The sequence below is a fragment of the Agrobacterium vaccinii genome (assembly GCF_021310995.1).
Classification (GTDB): Bacteria; Pseudomonadota; Alphaproteobacteria; order Rhizobiales; family Rhizobiaceae; genus Agrobacterium; species Agrobacterium vaccinii.
On the sequence record NZ_CP054150.1, the window covers coordinates 848,926 to 869,101 of the forward strand.

General features: G+C 58.3%; 19 protein-coding genes and 1 pseudogene. 12 read left to right on the plus strand and 8 right to left on the minus strand.

Annotated features, from left to right (window positions below):
• Positions 1-269: 269 nt before the first annotated feature.
• A complete protein-coding gene (locus HRR99_RS04290) occupies positions 270-1,382 on the minus strand; it encodes a methyl-accepting chemotaxis protein (RefSeq protein ID WP_277877900.1) in 1,113 nt (370 codons plus the stop codon).
• A gap of 398 nt (positions 1,383-1,780) precedes the next feature.
• Here HRR99_RS04290 and HRR99_RS04295 point away from each other — a divergent pair, with 398 nt between their 5' ends.
• The gene (locus HRR99_RS04295) at positions 1,781-2,719 is read left to right on the plus strand and encodes a DMT family transporter (protein ID WP_233122906.1); all 939 of its coding nucleotides are present in this window, start codon (positions 1,781-1,783) and stop codon (positions 2,717-2,719) included.
• A gap of 267 nt (positions 2,720-2,986) precedes the next feature.
• Positions 2,987-3,832: a hypothetical protein gene (locus HRR99_RS04300; RefSeq protein ID WP_233122907.1), complete on the plus strand. Its 846-nt coding sequence runs from the start codon at positions 2,987-2,989 to the stop codon at positions 3,830-3,832.
• 323 nt (positions 3,833-4,155) lie between these two features.
• Here the strand turns inward: HRR99_RS04300 and HRR99_RS04305 are convergent, their stop codons facing one another.
• The 3 genes from HRR99_RS04305 to HRR99_RS04315 form a co-directional block, all read right to left on the minus strand.
• The gene (locus HRR99_RS04305; RefSeq protein WP_112500082.1) at positions 4,156-4,344 is read right to left on the minus strand and encodes a hypothetical protein; all 189 of its coding nucleotides are present in this window, start codon (positions 4,342-4,344) and stop codon (positions 4,156-4,158) included.
• Positions 4,345-4,494: 150 nt separating this feature from the next.
• Complete coding sequence (locus HRR99_RS04310; protein ID WP_233122908.1) at positions 4,495-5,373, minus strand: uracil-DNA glycosylase; 879 nt, start codon at positions 5,371-5,373, stop codon at positions 4,495-4,497.
• Between the two features lie 44 nt (positions 5,374-5,417).
• The gene (locus HRR99_RS04315) at positions 5,418-6,710 is read right to left on the minus strand and encodes an Hsp70 family protein (RefSeq protein WP_233122909.1); all 1,293 of its coding nucleotides are present in this window, start codon (positions 6,708-6,710) and stop codon (positions 5,418-5,420) included.
• Between the two features lie 292 nt (positions 6,711-7,002).
• On the opposite strand from HRR99_RS04315, the gene blaOXA reads away from it, so the two are divergent.
• Entirely contained in the window at positions 7,003-7,755 is a 753-nt protein-coding gene (blaOXA, locus tag HRR99_RS04320) for a class D beta-lactamase (RefSeq protein ID WP_422387304.1), read from the plus strand.
• Position 7,756: 1 nt separating this feature from the next.
• Here blaOXA and HRR99_RS04325 read toward each other — a convergent pair whose 3' ends face one another.
• The 3 genes from HRR99_RS04325 to HRR99_RS04335 all read right to left on the minus strand — a co-directional run bounded on the left by HRR99_RS04325 (position 7,757) and on the right by HRR99_RS04335 (position 9,985).
• Complete coding sequence (locus HRR99_RS04325) at positions 7,757-7,960, minus strand: hypothetical protein (protein WP_112500085.1); 204 nt, start codon at positions 7,958-7,960, stop codon at positions 7,757-7,759.
• 100 nt (positions 7,961-8,060) lie between these two features.
• Positions 8,061-9,020, minus strand: a complete 960-nt coding sequence (locus tag HRR99_RS04330) for a hypothetical protein (RefSeq protein WP_112500086.1) — start codon at positions 9,018-9,020, stop codon at positions 8,061-8,063.
• A 176-nt stretch (positions 9,021-9,196) separates the two neighbouring features.
• Positions 9,197-9,985: an SDR family oxidoreductase gene (locus HRR99_RS04335; protein WP_233122911.1), complete on the minus strand. Its 789-nt coding sequence runs from the start codon at positions 9,983-9,985 to the stop codon at positions 9,197-9,199.
• Between the two features lie 356 nt (positions 9,986-10,341).
• On the opposite strand from HRR99_RS04335, the gene HRR99_RS04340 reads away from it, so the two are divergent.
• Both HRR99_RS04340 and HRR99_RS04345 read left to right on the plus strand, forming a co-directional pair.
• Entirely contained in the window at positions 10,342-12,006 is a 1,665-nt protein-coding gene (locus tag HRR99_RS04340) for an electron transfer flavoprotein-ubiquinone oxidoreductase (RefSeq protein WP_233122912.1), read from the plus strand.
• A 206-nt stretch (positions 12,007-12,212) separates the two neighbouring features.
• The gene (locus tag HRR99_RS04345; protein WP_233123415.1) at positions 12,213-12,899 is read left to right on the plus strand and encodes a pentapeptide repeat-containing protein; all 687 of its coding nucleotides are present in this window, start codon (positions 12,213-12,215) and stop codon (positions 12,897-12,899) included.
• A gap of 228 nt (positions 12,900-13,127) precedes the next feature.
• Here the strand turns inward: HRR99_RS04345 and HRR99_RS04350 are convergent.
• Positions 13,128-14,144, minus strand: a pseudogene (locus HRR99_RS04350) (zinc-binding alcohol dehydrogenase family protein).
• Positions 14,145-14,248: 104 nt separating this feature from the next.
• On the opposite strand from HRR99_RS04350, the gene HRR99_RS04355 reads away from it, so the two are divergent.
• The 7 genes from HRR99_RS04355 (at position 14,249) to HRR99_RS04385 (ending at position 20,176) form a co-directional block, all read left to right on the plus strand.
• Positions 14,249-14,650: a winged helix-turn-helix transcriptional regulator gene (locus tag HRR99_RS04355; protein WP_233122913.1), complete on the plus strand. Its 402-nt coding sequence runs from the start codon at positions 14,249-14,251 to the stop codon at positions 14,648-14,650.
• Positions 14,647-16,050, plus strand: coding sequence for a coniferyl aldehyde dehydrogenase (locus tag HRR99_RS04360; protein ID WP_233122914.1), 1,404 nt, complete (start codon positions 14,647-14,649; stop codon positions 16,048-16,050). Before HRR99_RS04355 ends, HRR99_RS04360 begins: the two co-directional genes overlap by 4 nt.
• Positions 16,051-16,131: 81 nt before the next feature.
• Positions 16,132-16,968, plus strand: a complete 837-nt coding sequence (locus HRR99_RS04365) for an undecaprenyl-diphosphate phosphatase (protein ID WP_173996482.1) — start codon at positions 16,132-16,134, stop codon at positions 16,966-16,968.
• 187 nt (positions 16,969-17,155) lie between these two features.
• On the plus strand, positions 17,156-17,935 hold the full coding sequence (locus tag HRR99_RS04370) for an ABC transporter ATP-binding protein (protein WP_233122915.1): 780 nt from the start codon (positions 17,156-17,158) through the stop codon (positions 17,933-17,935).
• Positions 17,936-17,965: 30 nt separating this feature from the next.
• The gene (locus HRR99_RS04375; RefSeq protein ID WP_045231120.1) at positions 17,966-18,739 is read left to right on the plus strand and encodes a transporter substrate-binding domain-containing protein; all 774 of its coding nucleotides are present in this window, start codon (positions 17,966-17,968) and stop codon (positions 18,737-18,739) included.
• A gap of 15 nt (positions 18,740-18,754) precedes the next feature.
• Positions 18,755-19,477: an ABC transporter permease gene (locus tag HRR99_RS04380; protein WP_233122916.1), complete on the plus strand. Its 723-nt coding sequence runs from the start codon at positions 18,755-18,757 to the stop codon at positions 19,475-19,477.
• A 9-nt stretch (positions 19,478-19,486) separates the two neighbouring features.
• On the plus strand, positions 19,487-20,176 hold the full coding sequence (locus HRR99_RS04385) for an ABC transporter permease (protein WP_233122917.1): 690 nt from the start codon (positions 19,487-19,489) through the stop codon (positions 20,174-20,176).

Here is a 20,176-nt window from a genome sequence, read left to right on the forward strand (position 1 = left end):
ATTGAAAGAGGGTCACATACATGTGAAATTCGCAAGACATGATGTCCTGCGTGTTGTCCTCGCCAGACCAACCGCTCAGAGAGGATCAATGAATGTGTCTCGCATTGGCACATCATTCCATTAAATGTTGAACGATTACTGAAATTATCGCCGTGCCAGAATTATATTATGATAAAATATTCACTTGGTTATCAATTCTATTAGAACAGGCTGCATGACCTCGATTTTATGCTGCCGCCCCGAAAAGCCGGGGCGCTGGCAGGTATGGTTCAGCCCTTGAGGCCGAGACTGGCTCTGATCGCATCCTCGTTTTCCGTTTGCTGAACGACAACGCCGTACCAGCCAAGGCCGCTATAGTCTTCATATCCCAGCGTTTTAGCGAAGGCGACGATTGCGCCGTTTGAGTCGTAGTAGCTGCCACGCATGGCATCGGCTGCATTTGCGAGCGGGAACCGGGTGAAGCGCAGAGCAGCGTTGTTGCTGGCGATGACCCGCATGTCTTCATCCAGAAGCATGACGACGGTGCGTTCCGCCACCTGCGGCGGCAGGTTCGCTTCCTTTTCCACAATGGCCTGACCCTGATCCTGCCAGTCGAAATAAACGCCGAGCGTGCCAAGCAACGCGCCGTCATTCTTTCCACCTTCGCGGATGCCGGTCGCATAGACCAGAACGTCGCGATCATCGTGGAATGGGCTGCTCTTGACTTGGTCGACAATATATTCGTCGCCGCTGCGGCACTGCGAGGCGGCGATAAACCATGGCTCGAGTTTCAGGCTGCGATCGATGAGGTTGCGCTGGTGCCGCGGATTGGCCGATGCGATGACCATGCCGTTCACGTCGGTCATGACGAGGTCGAGATAGACAGTATAGAAACGGTTGATGACGCCAAGACGCTCCGAAGCGAATGCGGCGTCGGCCTTGTCCCTGCTTTGCAGGGCCTGCCAGAGGGCGGTGTCCGTCGCCCACCAGCGCACGTCGGCGGTTCGCTCGAACAGATTGCGGACGATGAGCTGGACCAGCGTCTGTGCCGTGTCCATCAGGCGCACACCTTCCATCTCCTCCACCAGCGCTTCAGCCATATCGCGGCTGAGACCGATGCGGCTGAGCACGTTCTGTTCGAAGGTCGATGAAATATCCGAGGCGATCTGCGCGAGGCGCTGCACTTCATTGGCAACGACAGCGAAGCCCTTGCCTGCTTCACCCGCTCTTGCCGCCTCGATGAGGGCGTTGATGGCGAGCAGGCGGATCTGCTTGACGATGTGTGTATTGTCGGTGCTGAACCGCTTGAGGTCTGTGGACATGCCATCGGTGACAACACGCATGCCGCGCGGCGTCGCGGATTGCGATGCGTTTTTCCCGGCTGTCCGTAAAGCGCTGTTCATGGGGTGCCATCAATTCCAAATAGATATGAAAACAGTGTCAGTCTTTCCATCCACCGGATTGCAGAGCTGAGTTTCGAACTATCAAAATTAGAATAGAGCGTGGTTAATATTTGATTTCTACAGAACTACGACAAGTTGTCATGCAGTTGATCATGCAATGCGTACTAAGTGGGCATGTGCATTACTTTACGGCAGAACTTGACGGCTGCATGGCGGTTTGGGCCTGACGTGGCATTTGCGCACGGTGTCTGGCAAAAATGCCTTGGGGTGTACAGGATGATCAAATTTGTGTCCGACTCGGGTTCGATAATCTGCTACGCAGGGTGAACATGCAGGCTGACGTTGCGGTCTGTGAGGTGCAACCGGTTCACACTTCGAACCTATGAATGCCAATTCCCATGAGTGCCGCCCCCAACAACCCCATCCGGGGCATAAGCTTCAAGCTGATATCCGTTGCGTTTTTTCTGGTCATGCAGACCTGTATCAAGGCGGCCGGTTCGGACGTGCCTGCCGGGCAGATCAGCTTCTTCCGCTCGACCTTCGCCATCGTGCCGATCGTCATCTATCTGGCCTATCTGCGCAGTCTCAGCAGTGCATTTCACACGGAAAATCTTTTCGGGCATTTCAAGCGCGGGCTGCTTGGCATCCTCTCTATGATCTGCGGCTTTTACGGGCTGACGCTGTTGCCGCTGCCGGAGTTCATTGCCATCGGCTATGCATCGCCACTGATGGCGGTGGTGTTTGCCGCGCTGGTGCTGGGTGAAGCGGTGCGCATCTATCGCTGGTCTGCGGTTCTGATCGGCATGTCCGGCGTCATCATCATTCTATGGCCGAAACTGACGCTTTTGCAGCAGGGCGGTTTTGAAGCGGGTGAGGGCATCGGCGCGCTGGCCGTTCTGCTGGCTGCTGTGCTGGGCGGGCTTGCCATGGTGCAGGTGCGCCAACTGGTGGTGACCGAAAAGACGGCGACCATCGTTCTCTACTTCTCGCTGACCGGTAGCCTGCTTTCGGCTCTCAGCCTGCCCTTTGCCTGGGAATGGCTGGACTGGAAGCAAACGACCCTTCTGATCTCCTGCGGTATTGCCGGTGGTATCGCCCAGATTTTGCTGACAGAGAGCTATCGTCACGCCGAAGTCTCGACCATCGCGCCCTTCGAATACAGCTCCATCCTGTTCGGCATCGGTGTGTCCTATGTCTTGTTCGGTGACATACCGACGGTGACGATGCTGGTGGGAACGGCAATCGTGGTTTTCGCGGGAATATTCATCATCTTTCGCGAGCATCAACTCGGACTTGCCCGCAAGGCGGCGCGAAAGGCATCCTCCCCGCAGGGCTAGTCGCAACATTCATTTGATTGGGTGATTTAGCAGCTTCAAAAAACGATGTTTTTATCAAAGTTTTATTCAATTTGCGCACGAGTGTGTTATTGAACACACGGGTGGTAAAATGCAAATCTAAGGTGGCATAATCGTGTTTGGGGTAAAACGCGTGGAGCCTGATAACGCGCGTCTGTTAATGGGCGTTCGTGTTTGGCAGGGCAATGACGTGGCGAAGAACGGTCGCCACAAAACAAATTTCTTTTCATTATTTTTACAGGGGTGGTCATGACGTATTCGTATGACGACCTCGTTGCGCATCCTGAATTGCTGGGAGCGATAAGAACACTCGCCCGCAATCTGCGGGGCGCCTATAACAGTAATCCGCGGATAGCTCGGTTACTTTCAGCGCACCAGAAATGGTTGATGACGCAGGCGGGGATGGCCCTGAACCTGGAAAGCGGACCGCGTGGCTTCACGGTTGCACAAGCGCGGGAACTCATCACAACCAATCATGTCGCAAGCCGTAACACGGTTCAGAACTATCTCGATCAGCTTGAAATTTATCGATACGTCGAAAGGGTCAGCCCGGCCTCTCAGCGCCCCCGCCGATACAAGGCGACGCCCGTAAGCGAAGAGGCAATCCTGATGTGGTATATCGCCAATCTGGCAGCTCTCGATTGTCTTGATGGGGGAATACGCGCCGTTGAGATGATGGCGCATTCAAACTTGCTGGAGGTGGCGCAACCATTGGCCGCTCGTCTGTGCCTCATGGATCCTGCATGGGTGAACCCGCCTCCGCGCGTTGGGCTCTTTCTATGGACCGAGGCAGGGGCTCTGGTCATGGATGAATTCATCAGCCGGATTGAAGATGCAAACCGCGAAGTAGAGCGTATTGATATCGGTTTTGTCGATGCGCGTGCTTTGGCGGCGGAATTTATGATGTCACGCACGCATTTGCAGCGTCTTCTCAATAAGGCTGCAGAGCAGGGTGCGATGGGCTGGCATGACAGCGGCCTTCGTAGCGGCATGTGGTTTGCGCGCGACTTTCTGGAAGAGTATTGCCGATGGCAGGCAATCAAGTTCAAATATGTCCAGGATGCATTTATCGAGGCCAAGGCGAAAGCTGTCTGATCTGCTTCCGAAGCCATGCCGCCGTTTCCTTTGAAAACAGCCCGCTCGATTGCAAGGGGGGGCACAGGGTGCCCTCTCGTGCAGAGAGGGTTCGACTTTGAGCGGCAGCTTTTGATCTAGGATTTTTCAGGGCATATTTGCGTGCTGAGGGCGTTGCCACGACATATCCGTAAGTGGGGAGACGCAATCCGTCACGGCGTAAAACATGCCATTTGTAAAATATCGGCACTATTAAAACGCAAAAGCGCCTCTCCATGGGAAAGGCGCTGCGAAAGCGTCGTATCTTGAATGTCCTTCAGAGCTATGCCTGAAGACGATTTCTATCAGCGCTCACGGAAATCTGCGAAGACTGCCGAAGGACGTGTCGTGCGAACCTGCTGAGATGACGCGCGAGCGGTCAGCTGTTCGTTGGTGCCACCGAAGCGGTGGTAGCTGTCACCCGAGCGCGGGCCGAGGCCTGCAAGTCGGAGAGTTTCGAAGCCGGAGTGAACCGGACGGAAGCGAGTGGTCATTGCCTTGGTTCCTTAAACCTTTTCCTCCCAAGACGAGATCACTTATTGCAGTGCGGTATGGATTCGGCAATCAGGGTAAATGCGCCGCTGTTATGCGTCATTTGCATGGCTATTTTCATAAATGATTCATATTGATCAAAAAGGAAGCATTCACATTTGGCGAATGTGGGCCTGAAACGCTAATAAATCCTGCCACGCCAATGGTTTACTGGCTGGAGCGTTTAAAAGCTCTTGCGGGTGCAGGGTGGCGATTGCGGGCACGATTCCATGCCCGGATGCGACATCACGCCACTGTCCGCGCAGCGTATGGATGGTGCCGGTGCCGCCAAAGAAAAAACGAGCGGTGAAGTTGCCCAAAAGCAACAGTGCTTTCGGCTCTGCCAAAGCAACTTGACGCTCGATGAAGGGGCGGCAAATTTCCATCTCCGGGCCCGATGGCGAGCGATTGCCAGGTGGGCGCCACGGCACGACGTTGCTCAGCAGCAGATTGGCGCGATCGAGCCCGATGGCGGCCAGCATGCGATCCAGCAGAACGCCGGTTTTGCCGACGAAAGGCTGACCCTCGCGGTCATCATCCGCATCCGGCATGGGGCCGATCACCATGATGCCGGAGGACGGGTTGCCCTCGGCAAAGATGGTGTTGCGGGCGCTATTCTTGAGATTGCAGCCGTTGAAGCTTTCCAGCGCCGTCTTCAATTCCGGCAGGGAACGAGCGGTTTCCGCAGCAAACCGGGCGGCGGCAATGGCCTGCTCGTCCGGCATGGCCACATTGGTCTGGATGGCGGGCGCAGCGGGCGCCGAGCTACGGCCCTGCGGTGCCGACTGAGCAGCACGGGACGGGCTGTTTTGCGGCGCATCGTTCTGACGGGGTGGTGCTTCCCGTTGCGGCGCCCGGTTTTGCCGGGTGGCTGCAAATTCCGCGAAGCGATCCAGAGACGTGTCTTCCAGCAGCCAGTCCACGCCCGCATCCGCATGGAAATGCAGGAGCGCCGCCAGTTCTGCCGGGGAAAGGTCTTGGGCCAAGATCATGAGGCAAAACTACCTCAAGTGCTCGCCCCGCGAAACCCCTGTCATCACGCTGTCCAGCGCTCAATGTCACCACTGTCACCGATCATGGCTAGACCATGGGCGATGGAGAGCAACTCGCCGCCGGTCTCGATCTTATCGGCATCGAAACGGCGGGTGAAAAGCTGGCGCACGGCGGGCACGAAAGAGGTGCCGCCGGTGAGAAAGACCTTGTCGATGGCTTCAGGGGCGGTCTGGGTTTTCTCCAGCACCTCGTCCAGCGCGCCTTCAATCTTGGCGAGATCATCGCTGATCCAGCGGTCGAAATCTGTGCGCTTGACGGTCTTGCGGCCAGCCTTGCCCAAAGGCGAGAAGTTGAACTCGGCCTCTTCACTTGAAGACAGCGCCATCTTCGTCGCGGAGATGGCCTGGTAGAGCGGGTAGCCCTCATCATGCTCCACCAGTTCCACAAACATCTCCAGCTTCTCCGGCTCAAGCGCCGAGCGAACCAGCGATTTCAGGTCCGAGAATTCCTTGGAGGTCTTGAAGATGGACAATTGGTTCCAGCGGCCGAAATTGACGTAGTAACCGGAGGGGACATCGAGAACCTTGTCGAAGCTCTTGAATTTGCTGCCCTTGCCGATTTCGGGCGACACGAGATTGTCGATCATGCGGAAGTCGAAATGGTCGCCCGCAACGCCGACGCCGGAATGGCCGATGGGGGTGGCCGACAGCTTGCCGCCGTGCGTCTCGAAACGAATGAGCGAATAGTCGGTGGTGCCGCCGCCGAAGTCGGCAACCAGCACATTGGCGTCCTTCTTCAGGCTCTGCGCGAAGTAATAGGCTGCTGCCACGGGCTCGTAAACGTAATGGATTTCCGGAAAACCCGCGCGCGTGAGGGCATCGTTGTAGCGGGCAATCGCCAGCGCCTCATCCGGGTGGCTGCCAGCAAAACGGACCGGACGACCGGCTACCACGGTGGAGACGTCGTCGCGCCAGTCGTCACCTGCATAGGTCTTCAGCTTGCGCAGGAAGACCTCCATCAGGTCTTCGAAGCTCTGGCGCTTGGCAAAGACCAGCGTGCCCTGAAACAGCGAGGAGGCAGCGAAGGTCTTGATGGATTGCAGGAAGCGGCAATCGCCGGGATTATCGATGAACTGGCGAATGGCGGCATGACCGGCTTCGACCTGAAGGGCTGCGGCACCGAATGTGCCCGTTTTCATGAAGGACAGCGCCGTGCGCATGCTGTCCGTCGTGCCCGCACTGCTGGTGAAGCGCATGGACTGGCTGGTGTTACCGTTGTCAGACATTGCCATGACCGTGTTGGTCGTGCCGAAATCGAGCCCGAGTGTTCTTGCCATAGCGTGTTTTTCCCAAAGTCAATGATAGCTGTGCCGGGTGCCAATGGCGTCCGGTCATGAACGGGATGCAAAAGCATCCGCCTGTTTTGAAGAGGGCGCGTGATCGCACAGCGAATTGTGAATGGCAAGCACAAGGGCGGATTTTCCCTGATGCTGCCATAATAATGCCCGCCCAAATCGCGCTTATAAGTCGCTGGGGGAATCTCTTATGCGGATGAGTGGAGTGCCAATGGCCTTGAAACGACCTTTTGCAGCGGCAAGTTTTGCTGCTGTTTCTGCATGCTGCCTTTCCATGATGCCTGCGTCTGCCGCCGAGACGGCGCACTGCACGGTTATTCTGGATGCTGCCAGCGGCAAAGCCCTGCATCGCGACGGTGCCTGCGACAAGGCATTTGCGCCGCAATCCTCCTTCAAGCTGCCATTGGCGGTGATGGGTTACGATGCTGGTATTCTGAAAGACGAGACAAACCCGCGCTGGGACTACAAGGCGGAATGGAAGCGACCCAAGCGCGAGCAGAAGGCGACCGACCCGACCATCTGGGAGCGCGATTCCATCGTCTGGTACTCGCAGGAAATCACGCGGCGTCTCGGTGCCGAAAAATTTGCCGATTACGTGCGCCGCTTCGATTACGGCAATGCCGATGTGAAGGGCGTGAAAGGCCGAACGGACGGGCTGACCGAAGCCTGGTTGATGTCATCGCTAAAGATTTCCGGCGATGCGCAGGCTGACTTTGTTCGTCGCTTCGTGACAGGCAAGCTGCCGGTTTCCGCCGAGGCGACGAAAAAGACCATGGCGATCATTCCGCAATTTGCCGCAGCCGATGGCTGGCAGGTGCATGGCAAAACCGGTTCGGGGCGTATGCGCACCGAGGCTGGTAAATTCGACGGAGATTACTGGCTGGGCTGGTTCGTCGGCTGGGCACAGAAGGGCGACCGGCAGGTCGTGTTCGCCACCATGAACGTCAAGGACTGGAAAAGCGAAGAGCCCATCAGCTTTGCCACGCGGGACGCGCTGATTGCGGACTTGCCGAAGCTGGTGAAGTAATTCAGCGAACGAAGCGCCGGGCAGAGAAAATCAGCGCCAGACCGATGATGGCAACGATTGCCCCGCGCAGCATCCACGGGCTCTGGTTGATCATGAAACTGGAGGCAGGGTAGGGGAAATAACCGCTGCCCTGCCCAATCCAGACGATGCCGATGAGGGTGAGCAATGCGCCGAAGACAACAAGGGAAATCCGAAGTATCTGCATGATAGGCCTCGACAGGGGAAAATCTCCCCGGAGGTTACTCCGGGGAGGGTGCAATAGCCAATGGATTTCGCGGGCCCGGCTATACCCGAACGATTGCCGTTTATGAATTATGTGCGGCGTTTTTGGCAGCCAGCTTTAGTTCGGCCAGACGCTCACGCATCACGCCTTGCAACAGGGTTCCAACATCGTCCATCGACATGCCCTGATCTGCGAGACCCAGGACGAGATTGCTGAGATCGACGCGTGTCGTATCCGGCACGCCCGGCAGGTTGAGTGCACTGGCGTGCTGATCGATAAATGGAACGCGGCGATAGAAACCTTCTCCAAAAATATGGAGCCACATGCGTTCCAGAATATAGCCGTTTGCGTTGGCTGCTCCGGTCGCGAACTCGTAGATCAGTTGCTTCGTTTCGTCCGATAGCCGTGCAACATTCTCGTTGCGCACGGCGAAGATCGCGCCATAGGAGAAGACGCCGACCGTATGCCGCGCCGCTTCTTCGGCCTGCGCATCCAGCTTCCATTTTTTCAAGACATAGGCCGCAATATTGCTGGTATTGGGCGAGATGCCTTCCAGTGTCTTGTACACCAGCCCCATGTTCCAGGCACCGGCATCTTTGAATTCGAGCGCTTTCCAGTCCATCAGCGAGAATGTTTCAGGCCGGACACGAAGGTGAATCGGGAAATACTCCTGATAGCGCGCCAGCGTTTCTGCTGTTGGAATGTTGTTCGTCGTCAGCCACTGCCAGGAGAGAGCCTGGATATCATCCCATCTGCGCCAGTTCTTCAGCAGATCGATGAAGTCAGGGCTGTGCGTGATGGGATCGCCCTGGCTGAAGACGGTAAAGTCGCGATTATCCGCTTTGCGGGTCATCATGTGGTGAATGTAGGTCTCGGATTCGCGACCGACATTGGGGCGTGCGATGATCTCGTCGGCGCGCTGAAGCACAGCAGGCGAGGTGATTTCCTGGCCCTTGTTGTAGATGATGACTTTAAAATCTGTTGGAATATCAACGATCCACTCAAGTGCTTCGCTGTATCTCGCTAAAACGATGGTATGCATGGAATCCCTCTGATCAATATTAGGGCAGCCGCAATTCAGGTGGCTATCTATACATCGGAGGTATTCGGCTAAGCTTGTGCGTGCATTGTGCGGCCAAGGTTCCACGGCCCCGTCACTTCAGAGGGCAAGTAGAGAGCCCGCCATGCCGGGGCAACGACGGGCACATCCTGTTTACATCAGATCGATTTCGACGCGCCGCCATCCACGCGCAGCATGGTGCCGGTGATGTAGCTGGCAGGCTCTGAGCACAGGAAGGCACCGGCTGCGGCGAATTCCTCGACCTTGCCGAGTCGACCGGCGGGAATGGTCTTGAGGGACGCTTCGCGCACTTCTTCCACGCTTTTGCCCAGCCGGGTTGCGTTGGCGCCATCGAGTTCATCGATACGGTCGGTGTGGATGCGCCCCGGCAGCAACAGGTTGGCGGTAATGCCGGAGCCAGCGATTTCCGTGGCAAGTGTCTTGTTCCAGCCAACCAGCGCGCCGCGCAACGTGTTGGACAGGGCAAGGTTGGGAATGGGCTCGAACACGCCTGACGAGGCGACCGTCAGAATGCGGCCCCAGCCTTGCTCCTTCATCTGCGGCAGGAATGCGCCGGTCAGTGTGATGACGCGCAGCACCATGGACTGGAAAAAGGTTTCCAGCTTGTCGACAGTGATATCCTGTGCCGTGCCTGGAGTGGGCCCACCGGTGTTGTTGACGAGAATATCGATGCCGCCAAGCTTCGTCTGAACGGCCTCGACCATGGAGGCCACGAAATTCTCCTGCGAAAGATCGCCCTGCACCCAATCCGCCTTGCCCTTGCCAAGCGCATTGATGGCGTCCGCATTGGCTGCCAGCTTCTCACTGGTGCGCCCGACCAGAAGCACATGCGCGCCTTCCTTCGCCAGAGCCGTTGCAATGCCGAGGCCAAGGCCGCGAGAAGAGGCCAGAACGAGCGCGCGTTTGCCGGAAATGCCGAGATCCATGGGTGTCCTCCTAAAAGTGTTGGGGTGTTATAGGGGTGGGCGCCAGAGTTTTGAAGGTGTTTATTTCGCAGCTCGTCTACGAGATGATGCGCTCTCCACCTACAACCTTGACCTCCTCGCAAATCCCGGTAATTTACGTGAACGTAAGAGTAAGATATTACATGTGCGGTCGATAATGTAATAAGCTCGGATAGGATTTGCCGCGTTTCAACCTCGACAACGGCTTTTTGCTTTGCGAAGAAGGAGTTGAGACAGAGCCTGAAAGCAGGCGAGTGCAGCCAGGGTTGTGAACCCTGCGGCGGTTGGCACGTTAGAAAAACAACGCCGGATGGGACCGGCGAGCTGAGAGGATGGATATGACGGACGCGATGGAAATGCCGGAACGCGAATCGATGGAATTCGACGTTGTGATCGTTGGTGCGGGACCTGCGGGTCTTTCGGCGGCGATACGGCTGAAGCAGGTCAATCCTGAACTTTCCGTCGTCGTGCTGGAAAAGGGCGCGGAAGTCGGCGCGCATATCGTCTCCGGCGCCGTGGTCGATCCGATCGGCATCGACCGTCTGCTGCCGGGCTGGCGCGAAGAAGAGGGGCATCCCTTCAAGACGGAAGTCAAGGACGACCAGTTTCTGCTTCTCGGGCCCGCTGGCTCCATCCGCCTGCCCAACTTCGCCATGCCGCCGCTGATGAACAACCACGGCAACTACATCGTCTCGCTCGGGCTCGTCTGTCGCTGGCTGGCGGAAAAGGCGGAAGCGCTGGGCGTTGAAATTTATCCCGGCTTTGCGGCGACTGAAGTGCTTTACAATGACGCTGGCGCGGTGATCGGCGTTGCGACCGGCGACATGGGCGTGGAACGCAACGGCGAACCCGGCCCGGCTTTTACGCGCGGTATGGAGCTGCACGGCAAATATGTGCTGATCGGCGAGGGCGTGCGCGGCTCGCTGGCCAAGCAGCTCATCCAGAAATTCGACCTCTCCAAGGATAGCGACGTCCAGAAATTCGGCATCGGTATCAAGGAACTCTGGCAGGTCAAGCCGGAGAACCATAGGCCCGGCCTCGTGCAGCACTCCTTCGGCTGGCCACTGGGCATGAAGACGGGTGGCGGATCGTTCCTCTATCACCTCGAAGACAATCTCGTTGCCGTCGGCTTCGTGGTGCATCTGAACTACAAGAACCCTTACCTCTATCCCTTCGAGGAATTCCAGCGCTACAAGACGCATCCGGCAATTGCCCCGACATTCGAAGGCGGCAAGCGCCTGTCCTACGGCGCGCGCGCGATTACCGAGGGCGGGTATCAGTCGGTGCCGAAGCTGACCTTCCCCGGCGGTGCGCTGATCGGCTGTTCCGCCGGTTTCGTCAACGTGCCGCGCATCAAGGGCAGCCACAATGCCGTGCTGTCAGGCATGATGGCGGCGGACAGGCTGGCGGATGCCATCGCCGCTGGCCGTGCCAATGACGAAGTCATCGAGATCGAAAACGAATGGCGCGGCAGCGACATCGGCAAGGATCTGAAGCGCGTGCGCAACGTCAAGCCGCTGTGGTCGAAGTTCGGCACGGCGATCGGCGTGGCGCTGGGCGGGCTGGATATGTGGACCAACCAGTTGCTCGGCCTTTCGATTTTCGGCACGCTGAAGCACGGCAAGACCGATGCGCAAAGCCTGGAGCCAGCGAAGTTCCACAAGCCCATCGCTTATCCAAGACCCGACGGCGTGCTGACCTTCGACCGCCTGTCATCCGTGTTCCTCTCCTCCACCAACCACGAGGAAGACCAGCCGGTGCACCTGCAGGTGAAGGATATGGACCTGCAGAAACGATCCGAACACGACGTCTACGCCGGTCCTTCGACCCGCTACTGTCCCGCCGGGGTCTATGAGTGGGTGGAGAAGGACGGCGAGCCGACCTATGTCATCAACGCGCAAAACTGCGTCCATTGCAAAACCTGCGATATCAAGGACCCTAACCAGAACATCAACTGGGTACCACCACAGGGCGGCGAAGGGCCGGTTTACGCCAATATGTGATGGAGCAGGCGCTGGTGACAGGGAGGCAGGTGCCTGTTTCGTGGTCAAACGTATATTTGCGGGATCGTCGCTGATAATCTAGTAATGGATGGGCCTTACGATGACGCATGATAGTGTGATCGAAAATGGGCTGCGGGAGTGAGCAGATGACAAGTTCAGCCGATATGGTTTCAACGGTGCGCAAAAAAAGGCAGTTGGTGGCGGCTATGTCTCTGGCGGTGTTGGCGCTGAGTGCCGCTGGCGGGTCTCCTGTTCTGGCCGCAAGCTGCCGTGCAGATGCCGCCGCAGAGATCGACTGGAGTGCGTGCAACAAGCGTCTTCTGATGCTGGGCGGTAGCGTGCTGGATGGTGCGGATTTGCGCGGGACGGATTTCACCTTTACCGATCTGCGTGGTTCTTCCTTCAAGAAAGCCAATCTGGAAAAGGCCAAGCTGATCCGTACGTCTCTGGCGTCATCGCAATTGCAGGGCGGAAATTTTGTGAAGGTCGAGGCCTATCGCGGTGATTTCAGCGATGCGGATGCGGAAAATGCGAAGTTCAACAGCGCAGAAATGCAGCGGGCGAATTTTCAGAATGCCAAGCTCGTGGGTACCGATTTCAGCAAGGCTGAACTTGGCAGGGCCGATTTCGAAGGCGCGACGCTGACGGGCGCTAAGTTTTCCATGGCCAACCTGTCGCGCTCCCGTTTCGAAGGCGCAAAATTCACCGGGCCCATCGATTTCGCCAATGCGTTTCTTCTTCTGGCCCGCATCGAAGGGCTGGACCTTTCGGCCGCGACTGGCCTTGAGCAGAAGCAGGTGGATATTGCCTGCGGCGATGCCAAGACCAAACTGCCGCAGGGACTGACGGCACCTGCGGAGTGGCCGTGCCCTGAGGACCCGGACGACGATTGAGGGTCGGGCGGGACGCAGGGTCGGTGGGTGTGGCCTACCCCCCTCTGTCCTGCCGGACATCTCCCCCTCAGGTGGGGAGATTAGCAAGGTGCGCCGACATTGCGTCAGTCTCGACGTATGAGATGGCCGAAGGGCTGCCGCGAGTCGATCTCCCCCCTTGAGGGGGAGATGCCTGGCAAGGCAGAGGGGGGTGAGCGGCAGTCTCAACCGCTCATGACGTCTCCGCCACTAGAACCCCGACAAAACAATCTTACCCCGAGCCGTTCCACTTTCGATCAACGCATGCGCCTTGATCAGATTGGCGGCGTTGACGGTGCCGAAGACCTCGGTGAGCGTTGTCTTGATCTTGCCCGCATCCACCAGTTCAGACACGTGGTTCAGCAGTTTGTGCTGTTCGAGAATATCGGCTGTTTCGAAGACCGGGCGGGCAAACATCATTTCCCAGTGGATGGAGATGGCCTTGCGTTTGAAGGGCATGGCATCGAAGCCGCCTGCGGGGTCGTCGATCAGGCAGAAGCGTCCCTGTGGGGCGATCAGCGCGACGCTGTCGGCGGCGTGGAGATCGCTTTGGGTGGTGGAGAAGACAAAGGCGGGTGCGCCGAGGCCGAGCGCTTCCACCTGCGGGGCGAGCGGCTGGCTGTGGTCGATAATGTGGTGCGCGCCAAGGGATTTGGCCCATTCCTTGGTTTCAGGGCGTGAGGCCGTGGCGATGACGGTGAGGTCGGTCAGCTGCCGTGCCAGCTGGATGGCGATGGAGCCGACGCCGCCTGCACCACCGATGATGAGGATGGCATTGGCTGCACCGGCGACGGGGTCTTTCACCTTCAGCCGGTCGAACAGCGCCTCGTAAGCGGTGATGGCGGTGAGGGGCAGGGCGGCGGCTTCCTCGAAGCTGAGGCTTTTGGGCTTGGTGCCGACGATGCGCTCATCCACCAGATGGAATTCGCTGTTGGAGCCGGGGCGGTTGATGGCACCGGCGTAAAACACCTCGTCGCCTGGCTTGAACAGCGTCACGCCTTCGCCCACGGCCTTGACGATGCCTGCGGCATCGAAGCCGAGAATGCGGGCCTAGCCTTCTTCCGGCGGCTGGTTGCGGCGTACCTTCGTATCGACAGGATTGACGGACACGGCCTTCACCTCGACCAGAAGATCATGCCCTCCAGCTTCCGGCACGGATACATCGAGGTCAACAAGCGCATCTGCTTCCGTGATGGGTTTTGCGCTTTTGTAACCGATCGCACGCATGGCGTATTCTCCTTTGCTTGTTGCGTTGACCTCTATTTGATAGAGATGAGCGCGCACCGCAAGAATGCACATATTCTGTATATACGCACAAAAAGGATACTACGATGTCCCGTCCCCGTGCCAAATTGACCGGCAATTTTCCCGGTTGTCCGGTGGAGTCGACGCTGAGTTTTCTGGATGGAAAATGGAAGGGCGTGATCCTCTATCACCTGATGAACGAGGGCACGCTGCGCTTCAACGAGCTGCGCCGCCACATCCCCAGCGTGACCCAGCGCATGCTGACCAAGCAGTTGCGTGAACTGGAAGAGGCCGGGCTGATTTCCCGCAAGGTCTTTGCCGTGGTGCCGCCACGTGTGGATTACGCTCTGACGCCGCTGGGGCTCAGCATGCAGCCGGTTATCGTTGCGCTGAAGACGTGGGGTGAGGCGCATGTGATCTGCAAGGATGGCGCAAAGCGCTTCGTTTCTCCCGCCGATCTGATCAGGCCGCTGGAGGCCGCCGAATGAGCGACGCCGTCGAGATTCTTGCCCGCCAGCGCGATGCCTTTCTGCGTGACGGACCGCCGACACTCGAGGCGCGCAAGGCTGATCTGAAAGCGCTGCGCAAGGTGGTGACAGCGCGCAGGCGGGATATCGAGCAGGCGGTCGATCTGGATTTCGGTGGGCGTTCACCGCGTGAAACGGCCCTGCTGGATATTCTGGGCGTGGTGCAGGGCATCGATTACCTGACGCGTCATCTGAAGCGCTTCATGAAGCCGGAGCGCCGCCATGTGGCGGCGACATTCCAGATGGGGCGGGCCCATGTGGAGTATCAGCCGCTGGGCGTCATCGGCATCATGTCGCCGTGGAACTACCCGTTTCTGCTGGCCATGGTGCCGCTGGCAACGGCCATTGCTGCCGGAAACCGGGCGATGTTGAAGCCCTCCGAACTGACGCCGCGCACCAGCCAGTTGATGAAGGACATGCTGGCCAGTATTTTTCCGGAAGAAAAAGTCGCCGTCATTTTAGGGGATGCCGAGGTGGGTGCGGCCTTCAGCGGGCTTGCCTTCGATCATCTGTTCTTCACCGGCAGCACGCAGGTGGGCAAGGCCGTGATGAGGGCGGCCAGCGAGAACCTCGTGCCGGTGACGCTGGAGTTGGGCGGCAAGAGCCCGACGCTTATTCAAAAGGGCCATGCCACCGAAAGCAATGTGGCCTCCGTCGTGTTCGGCAAACTGACCAATGGCGGACAGACCTGCGTGGCACCGGATTACGTCTTCGTGCATGAGGATGATCTGGACGCCTTTACCGATGCCTTCGGTAGGGCGGTGGCGAAATCCTATCCCAAGGGACCATCGACCATCGATTTCGCCTCCATCGTCAGCGACCGGCACTTTGGGCGGCTGAAGGGCCTGCTGGATGACGCACGGCAAAATGGGGCGCGGGTGGTGGAGGTCGGCAGTGCCGCGCCGTCCGCCGCAAGCCGCATCCGCGTTCTGCCGCCAACGCTGGTCTTCGACGCGACCGACGAGATGGCAGTGATGCGCGAAGAGATTTTCGGGCCGATCCTGCCCGTGCGGACCTATCGCGAGATCGGCGAAGTGATTGCTTACATCAATGCAAGGCCAAGGCCTCTGGCGCTTTATGTGTTTGGCGATGAAAAGAGCGAGGATTGCCGGGCGGTGCTGGCCCGCACCATCTCCGGCAATGTCGGCATCAACAACACCATATTGCATGTGGCGCAGGATGATCTGCCGTTTGGCGGGGTAGGGGCCAGCGGCATGGGTGCCTATCACGGCATAGAGGGCTTTCGTCGCATGAGCCACGCCAAAGGCGTGTTCGTGCAAGGGCGGTGGAGCCTGCCGACGCTGTTGCGCGCGCCATTCGGGCGGCTGACAGACTGGACGCTGGCATTTCTGCTTCGATAAAAATATTCCGCACCGCAACATTGATCTGCCCGGATTGCTTCATAGCGTCGCGGCAGTGATTCTCAGTCAGGGACGACAAGCATGGGTATTGGTTGGATTGAGGCCGCGATTCTCGGTTTTATTCAAGGTCTTACGGAATTTTTGCCGATTTCTTCCAGCGCGCATCTGCGGATTGCCGGGGAGTTTCTGGGAACGGGGGAAGATCCCGGCGCTGCCTTCACCGCCATTATTCAGATCGGGACCGAACTGGCGGTTCTCGTCTATTTCTGGTCCGACATCATGCGCATCGCCATGGCATGGCTTCGCCAGAACCTGCGCCTTGGCGGCAGCTACGATGCTGCCGACGCGCGCATGGGCTGGCTCATCATTATCGGCTCGGTGCCGATCGTGCTGTTGGGCCTGCTGTTCAAGGATTCCATCGAGACCTCGCTGCGCAATCTCTATATCACCGCCGTCATGCTGATCGTCTTCGGCATCATCCTTGGTTATGCGGATAAGATTGGCAAGAAGAAGTATCCGCTGAACAAGCTCATCTGGCGTGATGGCATTCTGTTCGGTTTCGCACAGGCCATGGCGCTGATCCCCGGCGTGTCCCGCTCCGGCGGCACGATTACGGCGGGCCTGCTGCTCGGCTATACACGCGAAGCGGCAGCACGCTATTCCTTTCTTCTCGCCGTTCCCGCCGTCTTCGGTTCCGGTTTCTACCAGCTTTACAAAAGCATCGGCCAGGTCAACCCAGTCGGCTGGGGTCCCACAGCACTCGCCACGCTGATCTCCTTCATCGTCGGCTATGCCGTCATCGTCGGCTTCCTGAAGCTGGTCTCGAGCAAAAGCTATATGCCGTTCGTGTGGTACCGCGTGGGTCTGGGCGTGTTGCTTCTGGTGCTTCTCTCCACGGGCGTGATCAGCGCTGCGTAACAAGCGACGATGCTGCCATGTCGTATCCTCGGCTTTTAGGGCCGGGGATCGATTTACGATTTTCCTTGAAATCTTTTCCGTGGAATGATTTTTCACCCCGGATGTGCAATAGAGCCGTTTATTGCGCGGTATTTTTCGTTTGCTTCTATAAGTATCCATCCGCAACAAGGACAGTCGGGACCCGTTGATGAGTATTGAAGGCTGTTACGCTTTGGCGGTGGAGGACATCCACAAGAGCTTCGGTACGCATGAAGTCCTCAAAGGCATTTCACTGAACGCCCGCAAGGGTGACGTGATCTCGATCATCGGCTCCTCCGGCTCCGGCAAGAGCACGTTCCTGCGCTGCATCAACTTTCTGGAAATGCCCGACCGTGGCCGTGTGACCGTCAATGGCGAGGAAGTCTCCGTCAAGATTGGACGCGATGGCAAGGCCGTGCCGAAAAGCTGGCGGCAGGTGGAGCGCCTGCGCACCGGGCTTGGCATGGTGTTTCAGAACTTCAATCTCTGGGCCCACCGCACGGTGCTGGAAAACATCATCGAAGCGCCCGTCCATGTGATGGGCGTGAAGCGGCAGGATGCGATTGAGCGAGCCGAAGCGCTGCTCAACAAGGTCGGCCTTTACGACAAGAAGGACGCCTATCCGGCGATTCTCTCCGGCGGCCAGCAGCAGCGTGCAGCGATTGCGCGAGCGCTCTGTGTCGAGCCCGCCGTGATGCTGTTCGATGAGCCGACCTCGGCACTGGACCCGGAACTGGTGGGCGAGGTGCTGAGGGTGATCCGCGATCTGGCCGAAGAAGGCCGCACCATGTTGCTGGTGACGCATGAAATGCGCTTTGCCCGTGATGTGTCCAACCACGTCATGTTTCTGCATCAGGGCCGTGTGGAAGAGGAGGGGACGCCGGATCAGGTGTTTGGAAACCCGACCAGCACCCGCACCCGCGACTTTACCGGCGCCATCGCCAACTGATCTATCATCGTTTTAACCGGAGAGATTTCCATGAAACTGTTCGCCACGCTGCTTGCCGGATCGGCATTTGCGCTATCCGCCTTCACCGCCAGCGCCGATGTGCGCTTCGGCATTATGAACGAATCCTACCCGCCGTTTTTTGCCAAGGATGCATCCGGCAAATGGCAGGGCTGGGAAATCGACCTGATGGACGCCGTCTGCGCGGAAATGAAGGAAAAATGCTCCATCGTCGAACTGTCCTGGGATGGGCTTATTCCCGCACTCGAGGCCAAGAAGTTCGACGTGATCTGGTCGTCCATGTCCAACACGCAGGAGCGCCAGAAGGTCATCACCTTCACCGACAAATACTACAACACGCCGAGCAAGCTGATCGGCGCCAAGGATGGCAAGCCGGGTGCGACCGCGGAAGACGTGAAGGGCAAGACCATCGGCATTCAGGTCTCCACCATCCAGTCGGCCTATTATGCCAAGTATTTCAAGGATGCGGCGGACGAAAAGACCTATCAGACACTGGACGAAGCGTTTCAGGATCTGGCCGCCGGTCGCATCGACTATGTCTTCGGTGACTCGCTCGTTCTCGATGCCTTCCTGAAAAGCGATGCGGGCAAGGATTGCTGCGCGGATGCGGGCAATGTGGCCGACGACAAAGAAATCCTCGGTCTGGGAGTATCAGGCGGTCTACGCAAGGACGACACCGAGCTGAAGCAGAAGCTGAACACGGCGCTGGCTGCCGTTCGTGCCAGCGGAAAATATGACGAGATCACCAAGAAATACTTCACCTTCGACATCTACGGCGCGAAGTAAATCTCGGTCGAGTTGATGGCAAGCATTGAAACCATGGTCCAACTTCTGTCGCCCTATCCTCCGGGATGGGGTGGCACGCTGTTGACCGGTGCCGTTTCCACGCTTGCCATCTCCGCCGGTGCCTATCTCATCGGGATCGTCATCGGCATGGCTGGTGCGCTGGGCAAGCTGTCCGGCAACGGGCCACTGGGCGTGGTGCTGGGTTTCTACACCACGATGATCCGGGCCGTGCCGGAACTCATTCTGATCGTGGGGCTCTATTACGCCGGCACCGATGGCCTCAACCGGCTGCTGCAATGGGCCGGAATGCCGCCCTTGGAAATCAACGGTTTCGTCGCGGCCATTGCCGTTCTCGGCTTCGTGCAGGGCGCCTATATGACCGAGGTTCTGCGCGGCGCGATCCTTGCCATTCCGGCTGGCCAGATCGAAGCTGCGAGGGCCTTCGGCATGTCGCCATTTCTGCGGTTCCGCCGCGTTGTGTTGCCCGCACTCATTCCCAATGCGCTGCCGGGGCTTGCCAATCTGTGGCTGGCGGTGACCAAGGACAGCGCGCTGGTGGCCGTCGTCGGGTATCAGGAACTGGCACTGGCGACGCGTCTTGCTGGGGCCAGCACCAAGCAGTATTTCCTGTTCTTCATGGCGGCGGCGCTGTTGTATCTGGCGATTACGCTCGTCTCCAATCTCGTCTTTTCATTGATCGAGCGCCGGGTGCGGCGCGGTCAACCTGCGCTGGTTTAGGGGAAGATCATGGACTTCTCCTGGCTCGAAAAATACTGGCCGCTGCTTTTATCCGGTGCCTATCAGACGGTCGCACTGCTGGTCATTTCCGTTGTCCTCGGCTTCATTCTTGCCATCGGCCTTGCCTTTGCGCAGGTCAGCGGCGGCAGGCTGACGCGAGTGCTGGCGCGAGGGTATTGCACCTTCTTTCGCGGCACGCCGTTGCTCATCCAGCTTTGGCTTCTCTATTACGGCGTCGGCTCTCTGCTGCCGATGATACCGGGCCTGCGCCAAAGCTTTATGTGGCCGGTCTTGCGGGAAGGTTTCTTCTTCGCTGCCGTCAGCTTCACGCTGAACTATGCAGCCTATGAGGCCGAAGTCTTGCGCGGCGCGCTGCTGGCGGTGCCGAAGGGCGAGCTTGAGGCGGGCCGGGCATTCGGCATGAGCCGTTTCACACTGATCCGCCGCATCTGGCTGCCGCGCGCCATCCGCATCGCCCTGCCGACCATTGCGGGCGAGGTGGTGATGCAGCTGAAGGCAACGCCGCTAGCCTTCACCGTCACCGTCATGGACCTCTACGCCGTGGCCTACAAGGTGCGACAGGACACGCTGCTGGTTTATGAGCCGCTGTTCGTCGTTACCATTTTCTATCTCATCCTAACCGCCATCATCGTGCGCTGTTTCGGCTTTGTCGAAGCGCAAGTGCCGCAGCGGCGGTAA

Excerpts from the sequence above, each read along its gene's own strand:
- HRR99_RS04290 (WP_277877900.1), bottom strand. The coding sequence starts at position 1,382 with ATGAACAGCGCTTTACGGACAGCCGGGAAAAACGCATCGCAATCCGCG.
- HRR99_RS04295 (WP_233122906.1), top strand. The coding sequence starts at position 1,781 with ATGAGTGCCGCCCCCAACAACCCCATCCGGGGCATAAGCTTCAAGCTG.
- HRR99_RS04300 (WP_233122907.1), top strand. The coding sequence starts at position 2,987 with ATGACGTATTCGTATGACGACCTCGTTGCGCATCCTGAATTGCTGGGA.
- HRR99_RS04305 (WP_112500082.1), bottom strand. The coding sequence starts at position 4,344 with ATGACCACTCGCTTCCGTCCGGTTCACTCCGGCTTCGAAACTCTCCGA.
- HRR99_RS04310 (WP_233122908.1), bottom strand. The coding sequence starts at position 5,373 with ATGATCTTGGCCCAAGACCTTTCCCCGGCAGAACTGGCGGCGCTCCTG.
- HRR99_RS04315 (WP_233122909.1), bottom strand. The coding sequence starts at position 6,710 with ATGGCAAGAACACTCGGGCTCGATTTCGGCACGACCAACACGGTCATG.
- blaOXA (WP_422387304.1), top strand. The coding sequence starts at position 7,003 with ATGATGCCTGCGTCTGCCGCCGAGACGGCGCACTGCACGGTTATTCTG.
- HRR99_RS04325 (WP_112500085.1), bottom strand. The coding sequence starts at position 7,960 with ATGCAGATACTTCGGATTTCCCTTGTTGTCTTCGGCGCATTGCTCACC.
- HRR99_RS04330 (WP_112500086.1), bottom strand. The coding sequence starts at position 9,020 with ATGCATACCATCGTTTTAGCGAGATACAGCGAAGCACTTGAGTGGATC.
- HRR99_RS04335 (WP_233122911.1), bottom strand. The coding sequence starts at position 9,985 with ATGGATCTCGGCATTTCCGGCAAACGCGCGCTCGTTCTGGCCTCTTCT.
- HRR99_RS04340 (WP_233122912.1), top strand. The coding sequence starts at position 10,342 with ATGACGGACGCGATGGAAATGCCGGAACGCGAATCGATGGAATTCGAC.
- HRR99_RS04345 (WP_233123415.1), top strand. The coding sequence starts at position 12,213 with ATGTCTCTGGCGGTGTTGGCGCTGAGTGCCGCTGGCGGGTCTCCTGTT.
- HRR99_RS04355 (WP_233122913.1), top strand. The coding sequence starts at position 14,249 with ATGTCCCGTCCCCGTGCCAAATTGACCGGCAATTTTCCCGGTTGTCCG.
- HRR99_RS04360 (WP_233122914.1), top strand. The coding sequence starts at position 14,647 with ATGAGCGACGCCGTCGAGATTCTTGCCCGCCAGCGCGATGCCTTTCTG.
- HRR99_RS04365 (WP_173996482.1), top strand. The coding sequence starts at position 16,132 with ATGGGTATTGGTTGGATTGAGGCCGCGATTCTCGGTTTTATTCAAGGT.
- HRR99_RS04370 (WP_233122915.1), top strand. The coding sequence starts at position 17,156 with ATGAGTATTGAAGGCTGTTACGCTTTGGCGGTGGAGGACATCCACAAG.
- HRR99_RS04375 (WP_045231120.1), top strand. The coding sequence starts at position 17,966 with ATGAAACTGTTCGCCACGCTGCTTGCCGGATCGGCATTTGCGCTATCC.
- HRR99_RS04380 (WP_233122916.1), top strand. The coding sequence starts at position 18,755 with ATGGCAAGCATTGAAACCATGGTCCAACTTCTGTCGCCCTATCCTCCG.
- HRR99_RS04385 (WP_233122917.1), top strand. The coding sequence starts at position 19,487 with ATGGACTTCTCCTGGCTCGAAAAATACTGGCCGCTGCTTTTATCCGGT.